At 66.0% G+C, this 15,880-nt stretch carries 13 protein-coding genes; all 13 read right to left on the bottom strand.

Going from position 1 to position 15,880, the window contains the following annotated elements:
- Nucleotides 1-7: 7 nt before the first annotated feature.
- Entirely contained in the window at nucleotides 8-853 is an 846-nt protein-coding gene (locus FA702_RS07905; RefSeq protein WP_136955701.1) for a ChbG/HpnK family deacetylase, read from the bottom strand.
- Nucleotides 828-1,709, bottom strand: coding sequence for a glycosyltransferase family 2 protein (locus FA702_RS07910; protein WP_255504762.1), 882 nt, complete (start codon nucleotides 1,707-1,709; stop codon nucleotides 828-830). The genes FA702_RS07905 and FA702_RS07910 overlap by 26 nt, the downstream gene beginning before the upstream one ends.
- A 102-nt stretch (nucleotides 1,710-1,811) precedes the next feature.
- On the bottom strand, nucleotides 1,812-2,696 hold the full coding sequence (gene galU / locus FA702_RS07915) for a UTP--glucose-1-phosphate uridylyltransferase GalU (protein ID WP_136955702.1): 885 nt from the start codon (nucleotides 2,694-2,696) through the stop codon (nucleotides 1,812-1,814).
- Between the two features lie 401 nt (nucleotides 2,697-3,097).
- Nucleotides 3,098-3,979, bottom strand: a complete 882-nt coding sequence (gene sucD, locus FA702_RS07920; RefSeq protein ID WP_136955703.1) for a succinate--CoA ligase subunit alpha — start codon at nucleotides 3,977-3,979, stop codon at nucleotides 3,098-3,100.
- 3 nt (nucleotides 3,980-3,982) lie between these two features.
- Entirely contained in the window at nucleotides 3,983-5,182 is a 1,200-nt protein-coding gene (gene sucC / locus FA702_RS07925) for an ADP-forming succinate--CoA ligase subunit beta (RefSeq protein WP_124811465.1), read from the bottom strand.
- A gap of 51 nt (nucleotides 5,183-5,233) precedes the next feature.
- The gene (locus tag FA702_RS07930) at nucleotides 5,234-6,166 is read right to left on the bottom strand and encodes an electron transfer flavoprotein subunit alpha/FixB family protein (RefSeq protein WP_136955704.1); all 933 of its coding nucleotides are present in this window, start codon (nucleotides 6,164-6,166) and stop codon (nucleotides 5,234-5,236) included.
- A gap of 1 nt (nucleotide 6,167) precedes the next feature.
- Nucleotides 6,168-6,914 carry an electron transfer flavoprotein subunit beta/FixA family protein gene (locus tag FA702_RS07935; protein WP_136955705.1) on the bottom strand — a complete coding sequence of 249 codons (747 nt, stop codon included), beginning with the start codon at nucleotides 6,912-6,914 and terminating at the stop codon, nucleotides 6,168-6,170.
- 48 nt (nucleotides 6,915-6,962) lie between these two features.
- A complete protein-coding gene (locus FA702_RS07940) occupies nucleotides 6,963-8,984 on the bottom strand; it encodes an acetyl/propionyl/methylcrotonyl-CoA carboxylase subunit alpha (protein ID WP_136955706.1) in 2,022 nt (673 codons plus the stop codon).
- A gap of 32 nt (nucleotides 8,985-9,016) precedes the next feature.
- Nucleotides 9,017-10,300 (bottom strand): O-acetylhomoserine aminocarboxypropyltransferase, encoded by a 1,284-nt coding sequence (locus tag FA702_RS07945; RefSeq protein WP_136955707.1) that lies wholly within the window; start codon nucleotides 10,298-10,300, stop codon nucleotides 9,017-9,019.
- Nucleotides 10,301-10,333: 33 nt separating this feature from the next.
- Complete coding sequence (gene scpA, locus FA702_RS07950; RefSeq protein WP_136955708.1) at nucleotides 10,334-12,475, bottom strand: methylmalonyl-CoA mutase; 2,142 nt, start codon at nucleotides 12,473-12,475, stop codon at nucleotides 10,334-10,336.
- 155 nt (nucleotides 12,476-12,630) lie between these two features.
- Nucleotides 12,631-13,068 (bottom strand): methylmalonyl-CoA epimerase, encoded by a 438-nt coding sequence (mce, locus tag FA702_RS07955; protein ID WP_136955709.1) that lies wholly within the window; start codon nucleotides 13,066-13,068, stop codon nucleotides 12,631-12,633.
- Between the two features lies 1 nt (nucleotide 13,069).
- Nucleotides 13,070-14,248, bottom strand: coding sequence for an acetyl-CoA C-acyltransferase family protein (locus FA702_RS07960; protein ID WP_136955710.1), 1,179 nt, complete (start codon nucleotides 14,246-14,248; stop codon nucleotides 13,070-13,072).
- A 29-nt stretch (nucleotides 14,249-14,277) separates the two neighbouring features.
- Nucleotides 14,278-15,804, bottom strand: a complete 1,527-nt coding sequence (locus tag FA702_RS07965) for an acyl-CoA carboxylase subunit beta (RefSeq protein ID WP_136955711.1) — start codon at nucleotides 15,802-15,804, stop codon at nucleotides 14,278-14,280.
- Nucleotides 15,805-15,880 lie beyond the last annotated feature (76 nt).

Here is a 15,880-nt window from a genome sequence, read left to right on the forward strand (position 1 = left end):
GCTTCGCTCACAGAGGCACCACCCGCTCTATCCGGGCCAGCCGTTCGGGCAGCGCCGCGGCGGCCAGCACGCTGGCTTCGCGAATGCGCGCGTCTGCGATCGTATCGCCGTCAAGATGACCGGCACCGGGATGACACATGACCACGTGCATATCCGAAGGCGCGGCAAAGAAGCGCGGCAAAAGCGCGGCATAGTCGGTGGTGAAGTCGTAGTGCCCGCCAAAGCTGCGGTTGCTCGCCACCCCGCGCCGGGACAGCAGCCGCCGGAAGCCGGCCGCGTGAAGGCTCGATCCGATAGCCTTGTCGATGAAGGGCCGCCGGCTCATCGCCCCCAGCCGATCTCCGGGGTTGCGCACCCAGGCGTGCGGCGCGTGTTCCAGCACCGCATCGACCACCACCTCGCGCAGGCCCGGATAGACATGGACGTGCTGGTGCGCGTCGACGAAATCCGGCGCCGCGCCCCGCACCGCCACGAAGGCCGCGATCTGCGCGTCGATCTCTGCGCGGAATTCCTTGAGGTCCAGCTTGCGCCGGTGCGCCATCACCATCAGCGCGTCTGCACTGGGCAGGCGGCCATCGGCATCCGTGCAGGACATGCGCGTGATCGGGCGCTCGCTGGACAGCGTAAGGTGCAGCCCCACATGCAGCGGCCCGTGGCGCGGATCGCGCACGCGCGCGGCCTCGACCAGCAAGGGCGCATCCTTCTCCCAGTTCGCGAAGGGCACCATGCAACTCACCGCGTTGATGCTGCCCGATGCCGCCAGCGAAGCGATCGTTTCGCTGATCCCGCGCGAAAGCGCGAAATCGTCGGCGCACAGGATGAAGCGCTCAGGCGTGGGATAGCTGGCTTTCATGGCGTCTCAACCTTTCGCTGCTGAGGGCGCGCGCGCGCAGCCTGTCCGCAAGGTATCCGTGGAAGAACGCCTTGCGATTCGCCGCGCGCGAGCAATGGTACAGGATGCGTTCGTGAAAGCGCCACCCCGGCGCAGGGGCGGAGCCGGACCGTTCGGCCGGCGCGCATTCGAAGTGCCGGTGATAGGCGATGCGGCCCTGCTGCTCGATCCGCGCCATGATCTCATGATCTTCCAGCACCCAGTTCCAGATCTGCGGATCGAAGCCGCCGACCGCCCGCAGCGCAGACGTGCGGAACACCTGCCCCGCGCCGCCGTTCAGGCACTGTTGCGGCAGCAGCTTCGACGTCAGTTCCAGCTTCCATCCCGCGAACCGCCGTTGCCAGCGCGAAGCGCCGGGCGGTTGCGTGGCGGCGACAGCGGCCACCGTGCCCCGGGCCAGCAAGCCGGCGGCGCGCGAAAGATAGTCGGGCGGGTACAGCGTATCGGCATCGCACGTGGCGACGAATTCGGTGCCCGTCACCGCCAGCCCGGTCCGCAGCGCGGCAACCTTGCCCGGCTCCTGTTCGACCAGCAATTCTGCCGAGACCCCCGCCGCCGCGCACGCCGCCAGCGCCACCGCCCCGCTGCCATCGGTCGAGGCGTTGTCCACCAGCACCATACGGAACGGAACGTCCTGCCGTGCTAGGCTGGCGATGCAGGATGGCAGATGCGCGCGTTCGTTGAAAAACGGCACGATCACGGTCCAGCGCTCGGCGTGCCAGGCGTGAATGCCGCCCGCCCCTTGCGAAAGACCGCTCATCGCCTCGGGATCGCCCGATGCGGTCATGCCTGCCGTGATGCTTGTCGCGTCTCTCATGCACAGAACTCCCCGTCCGTGCATGAGACGACAGCGAGAGGCGACTCCCGCCTCCCGCGCTTTCAAAATTCGGTCAGACTGGCGCCATCGGCGTTGCCGGGGTCAAAGCCCCAGCAGCCTCCGGGCGACGGCGCGCACCTCGTCCGCCATGTCGGGCCGTTCCAGCGACAGCGCCAGCGTGGCCTCGACGAAGCCGGTCTTGCTGCCACAGTCGAAGCGGCGGCCGGCGAAGGTCACGGCATGGAACGGCTGTTGCCCGATCATGGCTGCCATGGCGTCGGTCAACTGGATCTCGCCCCCCGCGCCCTTTTCCTGCCCTTCCAGCGTGCGCATCACTTCGGGCTGGAGGATATAGCGCCCCGAAATGATGAGGTTCGACGGCGCATCCTCGCGCTTCGGCTTCTCGACAAGCCCCTTGACCTCGGTCAGCGTGCCCTGGCGCGCGCCCGGCGCGATCACGCCATAGCTCGACACTTCCTCGTCCGGCACTTCCAGCACGCTGATGAGGTTGCCGCCAACTTCGTGATAGGCATCGACCATCTGCTTCATGCAGCCCGGCGCGCCGATCATCAGTTCATCGGGCAGGAAGATCGCGAACGGTTCGTCGCCCACGATCGCGCGCGCGCACCACACCGCATGGCCCAGCCCCATCGGCACCTGCTGCCGCACCGTGACCAGATTGCCCGGCGGAATGCGCGTGGGCTCCAGAACCGCGAGATTCTTGCCGCGATCGGCCATCGTGCGTTCCAGCTCGAACGCGGTATCGAAATGCTCCACGATCGAGGTCTTGCCGCGCCCGGTCACAAAAATCATCTGCTCGATCCCGGCCTCGCGCGCCTCGTCGACCGCGTACTGGATCAGCGGCCGGTCGATGATCGGCAGCATTTCCTTCGGGATAGCCTTGGTCGCCGGCAGGAACCGCGTGCCCAGCCCCGCGACGGGAAACACCGCCTTGCGGATCGGCTTGCGTTCGGTCGAACCCTTCATGCTCACTCCTCGATAGCGTTACGGCCAGAGCATCACCCGGCGTTGCTCCGACATTGCCATGCGCCCCGCACTCTTTTGTATGCCCGACGCTTGCTGCGCCAAGGCTTTGCGCCCGCCTGTTCCACCAGGGGGCACCAGACGCGGAATGGCTCCGCTACACCCTGCTCATGCGACACGGCCGTGACATAAGGCACAACGAATGTTGCATTGCAACAAAATGAAACAGCTTTTCGTAGCCCGCTGAAAGCGCTGCGCTATTCCGCTGGCTGTCTATCGCAGAGGAAGCTTTGACATAGCGTTACCGGCCGCCGGAACGAAAAAGGGAGCCATAAGGCTCCCTTTCCCGTTTCCGTGCCGGTCCCGGCCCGTCCAGCTTGCGCCGGAACCGGGCACCGAGCGCCTTACTTGAGCGCTTCGGCCAGCGTTTCGCCCAGCAGGCTGGGCGAGGGGGAAACGCGGATGCCCGCCGCTTCCATCGCCGCGATCTTGCTTTCCGCATCGCCCTTGCCGCCCGAAACGATCGCGCCAGCGTGGCCCATGCGGCGGCCCGGAGGCGCCGAACGGCCGGCGATGAAGCCGGCCATCGGCTTCTTGCGGCCGCGCTTGGCCTCGTCGATCAGGAACTGCGCGGCCTGCTCCTCGGCGTCGCCGCCGATTTCGCCGATCATGATGATCGACTTGGTCTCTTCGTCCGCCAGGAACAGTTCCAGCACATCGATGAAGTTGGTGCCGTTGACCGGGTCACCACCGATGCCGACGGCCGTGGTCTGGCCAAGGCCGATGTTCGAGGTCTGGAACACCGCTTCATAGGTCAGCGTGCCCGAACGCGAGACCACGCCGACCGAACCCTTCTTGAAGATGGAGCCGGGCATGATGCCGATCTTGCATTCGTCCGGCGTCAGCACGCCAGGGCAGTTCGGGCCGATCAGGCGCGACTTGCTGCCCGAAAGCGCGCGCTTCACGCGCACCATGTCGAGCACCGGAATGCCTTCGGTGATGCAGACGATCAGTTCCATCTGCGCATCGATCGCCTCGAGAATGGCGTCGGCCGCGCCCGGAGGCGGCACGTAGATGCACGAAGCGGTGGCGCCGGTGGCGGCCTTCGCCTCGGCGACAGTGTCATACTGCGGCAGGCCGATGTGGGTTGTGCCGCCCTTGCCCGGCGTCACGCCCGCAACCATCTGCGTGCCATAGTCCAGCGCCGCCTGCGTGTGGAACGCACCGGTCTTGCCGGTCATCCCCTGGGTGATGACCTTGGTGTTCTTGTTGACGAGAATGCTCATGGTTCAGGAAACCTTCCGGACTTCTGCCACGATCTTCTGCGCGGCATCGCCAAGGTCGTTGGCGGGAACGATGGGGAGACCCGAGTTGGCGAGGATGTCCTTGCCCTGCTGCACGTTGGTGCCTTCGAGGCGGACGACGAGCGGAACCTGCAGGTTCACTTCCTTCGCCGCGGCGACGATGCCGTCGGCGATGATGTCGCACTTCATGATGCCGCCGAAGATGTTCACCAGGATGCCCTTCACCGCGGGATCGCGGAGAATGATCTTGAACGCCGCCGTCACCTTCTCCGTGGTGGCGCCGCCGCCCACGTCGAGGAAGTTGGCCGGGAACTCGCCGTTCAGCTTGATGATGTCCATCGTCGCCATGGCGAGGCCCGCGCCGTTCACCATGCAGCCGATGTTGCCATCGAGCTTGATGTAGGCGAGGTCGTACTTGCTGGCTTCGATTTCGGCCGGGTCTTCCTCGGTCTCGTCGCGCAGGGCGACGACATCGGGGTGACGGTAGAGCGCGTTCGAATCGAAGCTCATCTTGGTGTCGAGGACGAGCAGATTGCCGTCCTTGGTTTCGACGAGCGGGTTGATTTCGAGCATGTCGCAATCCAGCGCCATGAAGGCGTTGTAAAGCTGCTGCGCGATCTTCGCGGCCTGCTTGTTGAGATCACCCGTCAGCTTCAGCGCATAGCCCACGGCGCGGCCGTGGTGCGGCATGAAGCCCTGCGCCGGATCGATGGTGATCGTCGCGATCTTCTCGGGGGTCGAATGGGCGACTTCCTCGATGTCCATGCCGCCTTCGGTCGAGACGATCATGGCGACACGGCCGGTGGCGCGGTCGACGACCATCGACAGGTAGTATTCCTTGGCGATGTCCACGCCATCGGTCACGTAGAGGCGGTTCACCTGCTTGCCGGCCTCACCGGTCTGCACGGTCACCAGCGTGTTGCCGAGCATTTCCTTGGCGAACGCCTCGACTTCCTCGACGCTCTTGGCCAGGCGCACGCCGCCCTTGGCGTCGGCCGGCAGTTCCTTGAACTTGCCCTTGCCGCGGCCGCCGGCGTGGATCTGCGCCTTGACCACATACAGCGGTCCGGGAAGCTGCTTGGCGGCAGCGACGGCCTCTTCGACCGTGAGCGCGGCGATGCCGGCCGGAATGCCGACTCCGAACTTCGCCAACAGCTCCTTGGCCTGGTATTCGTGGACGTTCATGATCCCTCCTGGGGTGGAATGGAAACTGCGAATCGGTAGCCCTCTCGGGCCTTAGAGCTTGCTCGTCAACTCCGGGACGGCGGAAAAGAGGTCCGCCACCAGGCCGATATCGGCGACCTGGAAGATGGGGGCGTCCTCGTCCTTGTTGATGGCGATGATGGTCTTGGAATCCTTCATGCCGGCGAGGTGCTGGATGGCGCCGGAGATGCCGACGGCGATATAGACTTCGGGGGCGACGATCTTGCCCGTCTGGCCCACCTGGTAGTCGTTGGGCACATAGCCCGCGTCCACCGCCGCGCGGCTCGCGCCCACGCCCGCGCCCAGCTTGTCCGCCAGCGGCACGATCACCTGCTCGAACGTCGCCGCGTCCTTCAGCGCCCGCCCGCCCGAGACGATGATCTTGGCCGAGGTCAGTTCGGGACGCTCGCTCTTGGCGATCTCCGCGCCCACGAAGCTGCTCGTCCCCGCATCGGCCGCGCCGCCCACCGCCTCGATGGCCGCGCTGCCGCCGTCCGCCGCCGCCTTGGCAAAGGCCGTGCCGCGCACCGTGATCACCAGCTTGGCGTCGCCGCTCTCCACCGTGGCAATGGCGTTGCCCGCGTAGATCGGCCGCGTGAACGTCTTCGGCCCTTCCACCGAGAGAATGTCCGAGATCTGCATCACGTCGAGCAGCGCCGCCACGCGCGGCGCCACGTTCTTGCCCGTCGTCGTCGCCGGCGCCACGAACGCGTCGTAGTCCGCCATCAGCCCCGCCACCAGCGGCGCCACGTTCTCCGCCAGCGCGTTGGCCAGGCTCGCGTCATCGGCCGTGACCACCTTGGCCACGCCCGCGATCCGCGCCGCCGCCTGGGCCACGCCGTCCACGCCCGCGCCCGCCACCAGCAGCGTCACCTCGCCCAGCTGCGCCGCCGCGCTCACCGCCGACAGCGTCGCATCCTTCACCGCCGAACCATCGTGTTCGACCCATACCAGTGCCTTGGTCATCTCAGGCTACTCCCAGTTCCTTGAGCTTGGCCACCAGCGCGTCCACGTCGGCCACCTTGATCCCCGCCTGCCGCACCGGCGGCTCCGATACCTTCAGCGTCTTCAGGCGCGGGCTCGTGTCCACGCCGTAGTCCCCCGGCGCCTTCGTCGCCAAGGGCTTGCTCTTCGCCTTCATGATGTTGGGCAGCGAGGCATAGCGCGGCTCGTTCAGCCGCAGGTCCGTCGTCACCACCGCCGGCAGCGCCAGCCGCACCGTCTCCAGACCGCCGTCGATCTCGCGCTTCACCACCACGGCGTCGCCGTCCACCGTCACCTCGTTGGCGAACGTCCCCTGCGGACGGCCCAGCAGCGCCGCCACCATCTGCCCCACCTGGTTCGAATCATCGTCGATCGCCTGCTTGCCCGTGATGATCAGGCCCGGCTGCTCTTCATCGGCAATCCCCTTGACGATCTTCGCCACCGCCAGCGGTTCCACCTCGTCGTCCGACTGCACCAGGATCGCTCGGTCCGCGCCCATCGCCAAGGCCGTGCGCAGCGTCTCCTGCGCCTTCGCCGGTCCCACCGACACCGCCACGATCTCCGACACCACGCCCTTCTCCTTCAGGCGGATCGCTTCCTCCACCGCGATCTCGTCGAACGGGTTCATGCTCATCTTCACGTTCGCCAAATCAACACCCGTGCCATCCCCCTTCACCCGGGGCTTCACGTTGTAATCAATCACCCGCTTCACGCAGACCAGGGCTTTCATTGCAGCGTTCCTCTCTTCGACGGGGCGGCAGGCGCGGCCCCGGATGACTTATTCAAGTTCCAGAATGATGGCATCCACGGCCAGGCTGTCGCCCGCCTTGGCATTGACGGCCTTGACCTTGCCCGCCTTTTCCGCGCGCAGGATGTTTTCCATCTTCATGGCCTCGACCACCGCGAGCGGCTGCCCCGCCTCCACCGTATCGCCTTCGCCCACGTTCAGCGCCACGAGCAGGCCCGGCATCGGGCAGACGAGGTACTTGGACATATCCGGCGGCACCTTCTCGATCATGTGCCGCGCCAGATGCGCGATGTGCCCCGGCAGGACCTGGACATCGTGGATCGCACCGCGCGTGGTCAGGCGCAGGCCCGAAGCCTTCGCCTCGACCTTGACGATCAGCGCCTCGCCATCGGCCTCGGCATGAATGAGGCGATCGCCCGGCGTGTATTCGAGCGCGAGGTCGATCTCGGCCCCGTCGACCGTGATCGTGTTGCCGCCCACTTCGACCGCGTGGGTTTCGCCGGCGATCTTCACCGCCCACGACGACGGCGGATCGAGTTCGTCGCCCAACTGCCCGTCGATCTGCCGCGAACGGTCGGCCCGCGCCGTGGCGAGGAAGCCCGCCAGCCCCGCCAGCGTGCGCTTCAGCGCATCCGACGTTGCCGCTCCGTGGAAGCCTTCGGGATATTCCTCGGCAATGAAGCCGGTGGTCAGCTCGCCCGACCGGAAGCGCGGGTGCTGCATGATCGCGCTGACGAAATCGATGTTGTGGCCGAGCCCCTCGATCTCGAAAGCATCGAGCGCGGCAATCTGCCGGTCCGCCGCCTCGTCGCGCGTCCGCCCCCAGGTGATCAGCTTGGCGATCATCGGGTCGTAGAACATCGAGACTTCGCCGCCTTCATAGACGCCGTCGTCCACGCGCACGCCATCGACGCCGCGACGGCCATTGGCCTCGCCATCGTCGGTCCAGCCGGCCAGCGGCGGATTGTAGCGGACCAGGCGTCCGGTCGAGGGCAGGAAGCCGCGATAGGGGTCTTCGGCATAGACGCGGTTCTCGATGGCCCAGCCGTCGATCTTCACGTCGTCCTGCGTCATCGCCAGCTTCTCGCCATAGGCGACGCGGATCATCTGTTCGACCAGGTCGATGCCGGTGATGGCCTCGGTGACGGGATGCTCCACCTGCAGGCGGGTGTTCATTTCCAGGAAGTAGAAGCTCTCGCCCGTCTTGTCCGCGCCCGAGACGATCAGCTCGACGGTGCCGGCCGAATAGTAGCCCACCGCCCGCGCCAGCGCGACGCACTGCTCGCCCATCGCCTTGCGCATCTTGGGCGTGACGAACGGCGAAGGCGCTTCCTCCACCACCTTCTGGTGGCGGCGCTGGATCGAGCATTCGCGTTCGTTGAGGTAAAGGATGTTGCCGTGCTGGTCGCCCAGGATCTGAATCTCGATGTGGCGCGGGTCGAGAATGAATTTCTCGATGAACACGCGATCGTCACCGAACGAATTGAGGCCCTCGCGCTTCACGCTCTCGAAGCCTTCGCGCACGTCCTTCTCGCTGTAGGCCAGGCGCATGCCCTTGCCGCCACCGCCGGCCGAGGCCTTCATCATCACCGGATAGCCGATCTCGTTGGAGATGCGCACCGCGTGCTCGGTATCCTCGATCTCGCCCACGAAGCCGGGTACCACGTTGACGCCCGCCTGCTTGGCCAGCTTCTTGGATTCGATCTTGTCGCCCATCGCCGCGATCGCGCCGACCGGCGGCCCGATGAACGCGATGTTCTCCGCCGCCAGCGCCTCGGCGAACGACGTCCGCTCGGACAGGAAGCCATAGCCCGGATGCACCGCTTCCGCGCCGGTCTGCTTGCACGCCGCGATAATCTTGTCCGCGATCAGGTACGACTGCGCGGCCGGCGACGGACCGATATGCACCGCCTCGTCCGCCATCTGCACGAACGGCGCGCGCGCATCGGCATCCGAATAGACGGCCACCGTCCGGATACCCATCCGGCGGGCGGTCTTGATGACGCGGCAGGCGATTTCGCCACGGTTGGCGATGAGGATTTTCTTGAACATGCCTATCTTTCCGTCGCTGCAATTACCGTAATTCAGACCTGCTCCAGCGCCTGCGCCAGATCGGCCACGATGTCGTCGATGTGCTCGATGCCCACCGAGACGCGCACCGTGTCCGGCCCTGCCCCCGCGGCGACCAGTTCTTCCTCGCCCAACTGGCTGTGCGTGGTCGAGGCGGGGTGGATGATGAGCGAGCGGGTGTCGCCGATGTTGGCGAGGTGGCTGAACAGCTTGGCCGACTGGACGAGCTTCACCCCCGCCTCGTACCCGCCCTTCACGCCGAAGGTGAATACCGCGCCGCCCTTGCCGCCAAGGTACTGCTTCGCCAGTTGGTGATAGGGGTCTTCCGGCAGTCCCGCATAGCTCACCCACGCCACCTTCGGATGGTTCTGCAGCCACTGCGCCAGGTGCAGCGCATTGCTGCAATGGCGCTCCATGCGCAGGGCCAGCGTTTCCATGCCGGTCAGCGTGAGGAAGGCATTCATCGGCGCCATGGCAGGGCCAAGGTCGCGCAGGCCCAGCACGCGGCAGCCGATGATGAAGGCGATCGGGCCGACGGGCTTCAACGCCTCGGTCAGCACCGCGCCATGGTAGCTGGGGTTGGGCTGGGTGAGCGAGGGGAACTTGTCGCTGGCCGCCCAGTCGAACTTGCCCGAATCCACGATCAGGCCGCCGATGGAATTGCCGTGGCCGTTGAGGAACTTGGTGCACGAATGGACGACGATGTCCGCGCCATGCTCGATCGGGCGGCACAGCGCGGGGCTGGCCATGGTGTTGTCCACGATCAGCGGCACGCCCGCCGCATGGGCGATGTCGGCAATCGCCGCGATGTCCTGCACCACGCCACCGGGGTTGGCGAGGCTTTCGATGAACACGCCGCGCGTCTTGTCGGTGATCGCCGCGGCGACGGCGGCAGGATCGTCGGCGTCGACGAACACCGCCTTCCAGCCGAACTTGGCGAAGCTGTGCGCGAACTGGTTGAGCGTGCCACCATAGAGCTTCTTGGCGGCCACGATCTCGCAGCCCGGCTCCATCAGGGTGTGGAACACGATGAACTGCGCGGCATGGCCCGATGCCACGCCCAGCGCGCCCACGCCCCCTTCCAGCGCCGCGATCTTCGCTTCGAGCGCAGCGTTGGTGGGGTTCATGATGCGGGTGTAGATATTGCCGAATTCGGCGAGGGCGAAGAGGTTCGCCGCGTGTTCGGCACTGTCGAACACATAGCTCGCCGTCTGGTAGATCGGCGTGATCCGCGCCTTGGTCGTCGGATCAGGCGCGCACCCGGCGTGGACCGTCAGCGTCTCAAGCTTCTGCGTCATGGCATCCTCCTTCGTGTAGCGCGCGCGACCCTATCACGCCGCTTCGATCTCGCTACCCAGTGGCGGCATGTTGTGGCCCAGCAGCCGCAGCATGTCCGCCGCGCATTCCACGACGTTGGAGCCGGGGCCGTAGATGCCCTGCACCCCTGCTTCGCGCAGGAATTCATAGTCCTGCGGCGGGATCACGCCCCCGGCGACGACCTTGATGTCGGGCCGGCCGGCGGCTTTCAGGTGGCCGATCAGTTCGGGGATCAGCGTCTTGTGCCCGGCGGCGAGGCTCGATGCCCCCACCGCGTCGACGTCCTTTTCCAGCGCCAGCGCGCAGGCTTCCTGCGGCGTCTGGAACAGCGGGCCGCTGGTGACGTCGAAGCCCATGTCGCTGAAGGCGCTGGCGATCACGTTGGCGCCGCGATCGTGCCCGTCCTGGCCCATCTTGGCGACGAGCATGCGGGGCTTGCGGCCCAGGCGGCGAGTCACGGCCTCGACGCCGTCCAGCACCTGCCGGTAGCGGCTGTCGCCGGCATAGGCCGCACCGTAGATGCCCTTCACCGGGGTCGGCACGGTGCCGTGGCGGCCGAACACGATTTCCATCGCGTCCGAAATCTCGCCCAGCGTCGCGCGGTGGCGCGCGGCTTCGACCGCAAGTTCAAGCAGATTGCCGCCCGTCTTCGCGCCTTCGGTCAGCGCGTTGAGCGCGGCGCGACACTTGGTCTCGTCACGCCCCGCGCGCACTGCCTTCAGCCGCGCGATCTGCGCTTCGCGCACGGCGTGGTTATCGACTTCGAGCGTTTCGATCTGGTCTTCGCTGGCAAGGCGATACTTGTTGACGCCGACGATTACGTCCTCGCCCCGGTCGACCCGCGCCTGGCGGCCGGCGGCGGCTTCCTCGATCATCGCCTTGGGCCAGCCGGCGGCGACGGCCTTGGCCATGCCGCCCTCGCTATCGACGCGCTCGATGATCTCCCAGGCCTTGTCGACCAGTTCCTGCGTCAGCGCCTCGATGTAGTACGACCCGCCGAGCGGATCGACCACCTTGGTCATCCCCGTCTCTTCCTGGATCACGATCTGCGTGTTGCGCGCGATGCGGGCGGAGAAGTCGGTGGGCAGCGCAATGGCTTCGTCGAGCGCGTTGGTGTGGAGCGACTGGGTGCCGCCGAGCATCGCGGCCATCGCCTCGATCGTGGTGCGGATGACGTTGTTGTAGGGGTCCTGCTCCTGCAAGCTGACGCCCGAGGTCTGGCAGTGGGTGCGCAGCATCTTGGAGCGTTCGTCCTGCGCACCGAGCTTGGTCATCACCCGGTGCCACAGCACGCGGGCGGCGCGCAGCTTGGCCACTTCCATGAAGAAGTTCATGCCGATGGCGAAGAAGAACGAGAGGCGACCGGCGAACTTGTCGATGTCCAGCCCGGAGGCCACGCCGTACTTCACGTATTCCATCCCGTCGGCGATGGTGAAGGCGAGTTCCTGCACCTGCGTCGCCCCGGCTTCCTGCATGTGGTAGCCGGAAATCGAGATCGAGTTGAACTTCGGCATCTCGCGGCTGGTATAGCCGAAGATGTCGGAGATGATCCGCATGCTGGGTTCGGGCGGGTAGATGTAGGTGTTGCGGACCATGAACTCCTTGAGGATGTCGTTCTGGATGGTCCCGTCGAGCAGCTTGCGGTCAACGCCCTGCTCTTCACCGGCGACGATGAAGAAGGCGAGGATCGGGATCACCGCGCCGTTCATGGTCATCGACACCGACATCTGATCGAGCGGGATGCCGTCGAACAGGATCTTCATGTCCTCGACAGAGTCGATGGCGACGCCCGCCTTGCCGACATCGCCGACGACGCGCGGATGGTCGGAGTCATAGCCGCGGTGCGTCGCAAGGTCGAAGGCGACCGAGAGGCCCTTCTGCCCGGCGGCGAGGTTGCGGCGATAGAAGGCGTTGGATTCCTCCGCCGTGGAGAAGCCTGCGTACTGGCGGATGGTCCACGGGCGACCGGCGTACATCGAGGCGCGCACGCCGCGCGTGAACGGGGCGAAACCGGGCAGGCCGGGATCGGCGGTGACGTCCTCGGCGGTGTAGAGCGGCTTGACGGCGATGCCTTCCGGCGTCTGCCAGGTCAGATCCTTGCCCTTGACTTCCTTGGCGGCGGCGGCCTGCCAATCGGCCAGTGTCTTGTCGGTCATCGTCTCAATCTCCATGCCCTCTCCCCGGTCGGGGAGAGGATACGCAGGCTAGGCAGCTTGCTGCCTAGCCGAAGTTGGAGAGGGGCCTTGCGACGCTTTGGGTGCGCGCGCCCCCTCTCCCAACCCTCTCCCCTGAAGGGGAGAGGGCTAGAAGCTCAGTGCCCGCCCTTGGGCGTCTCCATGATCTCGGTCAGCTGCCCGCCCATGTCCTTGGGGTGGACGAAGAAGATCAGCGTGCCGTGCGCGCCGATGCGGGGTTCGCCGAGCACGCGCTTGCCCTGGGCTTCGAACCAGGCCTTCGCTGCGTGGATGTCGGGCACTTCGTAGCAAAGGTGGTGCTGGCCACCCAGGGGATTGGCGGCGAGCCACTTGCCCACGGCGCTGTCCGGGCTGGTCGGCTCGATCAGCTCGATCTGCGTGCCGGCAGTACCGTTCTCACCCGGCGTGTTGACGAACGCCACGCGCACCTGCTGGCTTTCCAGCACGAACGGCTCGGTGATCTCGCTCGCGCCCATGACGTCGCGGTAGAAGGCGATGGAAGCGTTCATGTCAGGCGTGGCGACGCCGACGTGGTTCAAGCGGCCCAGTTTCATCTCAGACCCTTTCAATGACCATGGCGATGCCCTGACCGCCGCCGATGCACATGGTGATCAGGCCGTACTTGCCGCCGGTGCGCTGCAACTCGTACATCGTCTTGACCGTCAGGATCGCGCCGGTCGCGCCGATCGGGTGGCCGAGCGAGATGCCCGAGCCGTTGACGTTGGTCTTGGCCGGATCGAAGCCGAGTTCCTTGGCGACGCCACAGGCTTGCGCGGCAAACGCCTCATTGCTCTCAATCACGTCGATCTGGTCGAGCGAGAGACCTGCCCGCTGCAGCGCCACCGGCACCGCCTTGACCGGGCCGAGGCCCATCACACTGGGTTCAACGCCCGCATGGCCCCAGCCGAGGATCTTCGCCATCGGCTTCAGGCCAAGTTCTGCCACCGCCTTGCCGCTGGCAAGCACGACGGCCGCCGCACCGTCATTGATGCCGCTCGCGTTGCCTGCGGTGACCGTGCCGTCCTTCTTGAACACAGGCTTGAGGCCAGCGAGCGATTCCGCCGTCGTCTCGCCGCGCACGTGCTCGTCGGTGTCGAACACGGTCACGCCCTTGCGGGTCTTGATCTCGACCGGGACGATCTGGTCCTTGAAGTAACCCGCGGCGATGGCCGCAGCGGCGCGTTTGTGGCTTTCCGCAGCCAGCGCGTCCTGATCCTCGCGGCTGATCGCGCAGCGTTCCGCCACGTTTTCCGCCGTCACGCCCATGTGGATGCCTTCGAACGGATCGTGCAGCGCGCCGAGCATCGCGTCCATCAGCACCTGATCGCCCATCTTCTGGCCGTTGCGCGCGGTGAGAATCATGTGCGGCGCGTTCGACATGCTTTCCGCGCCGCCGCCGACGGCAATGTCCTGCTCGCCCAGGGCAATGCCCTGTGCTGCCGAAACGATCGCCTGCAGGCCCGAACCGCACAGGCGGTTGACGTTCATGGCCGGGGCCTCGATCGGCACGCCCGCGTTCACCGCAGCGACGCGGCTGACGTAGGCATCCTTGGGCTGGGTGGGTACGACGGTGCCGATCACCACGTTCTGTACCTTGTCCGCAGTGATCCCGGCGCGGGCAATGGCTTCCTTGATCACGATCGCGCCCGTCTCTGCCGGACGCAGCGGGGCAAGGCTGCCGCCGAAGGAGCCGATCGCGGTACGCGCGCCCGAGACGATGTAGATGTCGGTCATTGTCGGTCTTTCCAAAATCCGGGGGCAGATCAAAGCGGAATGTTGTCGTGCTTCTTCCACGGGTTCTCGAGGCTCTTGTTGCGCAGCTTGCGCAGGCCGAGCGCCACGCGGCGGCGGGTGGAGTGCGGGTAGATCACCTCGTCGACGAAGCCCTTGCTCGCCGCCACGAACGGGTTGGCAAAGCGGTCTTCGTATTCCCTGGTCTTCTCGGCCTGCTCCTCGGCGGAGAGGCCGCGGAAGATGATCTCGACCGCGCCCTTGGCGCCCATCACCGCGATTTCGGCGGTGGGCCAGGCGTAGTTGAGGTCACCGCGCAGGTGCTTGGAGGCCATGACGTCATAAGCGCCGCCATAGGCCTTGCGGGTGATGACGGTGATCTTGGGCACGGTCGCCTCGGCATAGGCGAAGAGCAGCTTGGCGCCATGCTTGATGATGCCGTTGTGCTCTTGGGCGGTGCCGGGGAGGAAGCCCGGAACGTCGACGAAGGTCACGATCGGAATGTTGAAGGCATCGCAGAAGCGCACGAAGCGGGCGGCCTTCTTCGACGAGTTGATATCGAGCACGCCCGCCAGCACCATCGGCTGGTTGGCGACGATGCCGACGGTGCGGCCTTCCACACGGCCGAAGCCGACGATGATGTTGCCGGCATGCTTGGGCTGGACTTCGAAGAACTCGCCCTCGTCCACCGTCTTGCGGATGACTTCGTGCATGTCATAGGGCTGGGTTGCCGAGGCCGGGATGATCGTGTCGAGGCTCGGCTCGCTACGGTCGTAGGGGTCCGAGGTCGGCCGCTCGGGCACGTCCTGGCGGTTCGACAGCGGCAGGTAATCGAAGAAGTCGCGCGCAGCGAGCAGCGCCTCGATGTCGTTCTCGAGCGCGAGGTCGGCCACGGAGGTCTTGGTGGTGTGCGTGACCGCGCCGCCCAGTTCCTCCTGCGTGACGATCTCGTTGGTCACGGTCTTGACCACGTCAGGGCCGGTGACGAACATGTAGGACGAGTCCTTCACCATGAAGATGAAGTCGGTCATCGCCGGGGAATAGACCGCGCCGCCCGCGCATGGGCCCATGATCAGCGAAAGCTGCGGCACGACGCCCGAGGCGAGCACGTTGCGCTGGAAGATCTCGGCATAGCCGCCGAGCGAAGCAACGCCTTCCTGAATGCGCGCGCCGCCGGAATCGTTGAGGCCGATGACAGGCGCGCCGACCTTCATCGCCATGTCCATGATCTTGCAGATCTTCATGGCGTGGCGTTCGGAAACCGCGCCGCCGAACACAGTGAAATCCTGGCTGAACACGAACACGAGCCGGCCGTTGATCGTGCCCGATCCGGTGACCACGCCATCGCCGGGAATGACCGTATCGGGCATCCCGAAATCGACGCAGTTGTGCTCGACATACATGTCGACTTCCTCGAAGCTGCCTTCGTCGAGCAGCACTTCGAGCCTTTCGCGCGCGGTCAGCTTGCCCTTGGCGTGCTGCGCGTCGATGCGCTTCTGCCCGCCGCCCATCCGCGCGGCTTCACGACGCTTTTCCATTTCGGCGATATTCGCAGACATATCCTCGCCCCAAACCTGACCAGATAATCGGCCGCGATGGCGCAACAGGACCGCAGAGTCCAATGTTAAGTTGCAA

Origin of the sequence: Novosphingobium sp. EMRT-2, assembly GCF_005145025.1 — a bacterium.
In the GTDB taxonomy this organism is placed as follows: Bacteria; Pseudomonadota; Alphaproteobacteria; order Sphingomonadales; family Sphingomonadaceae; genus Novosphingobium.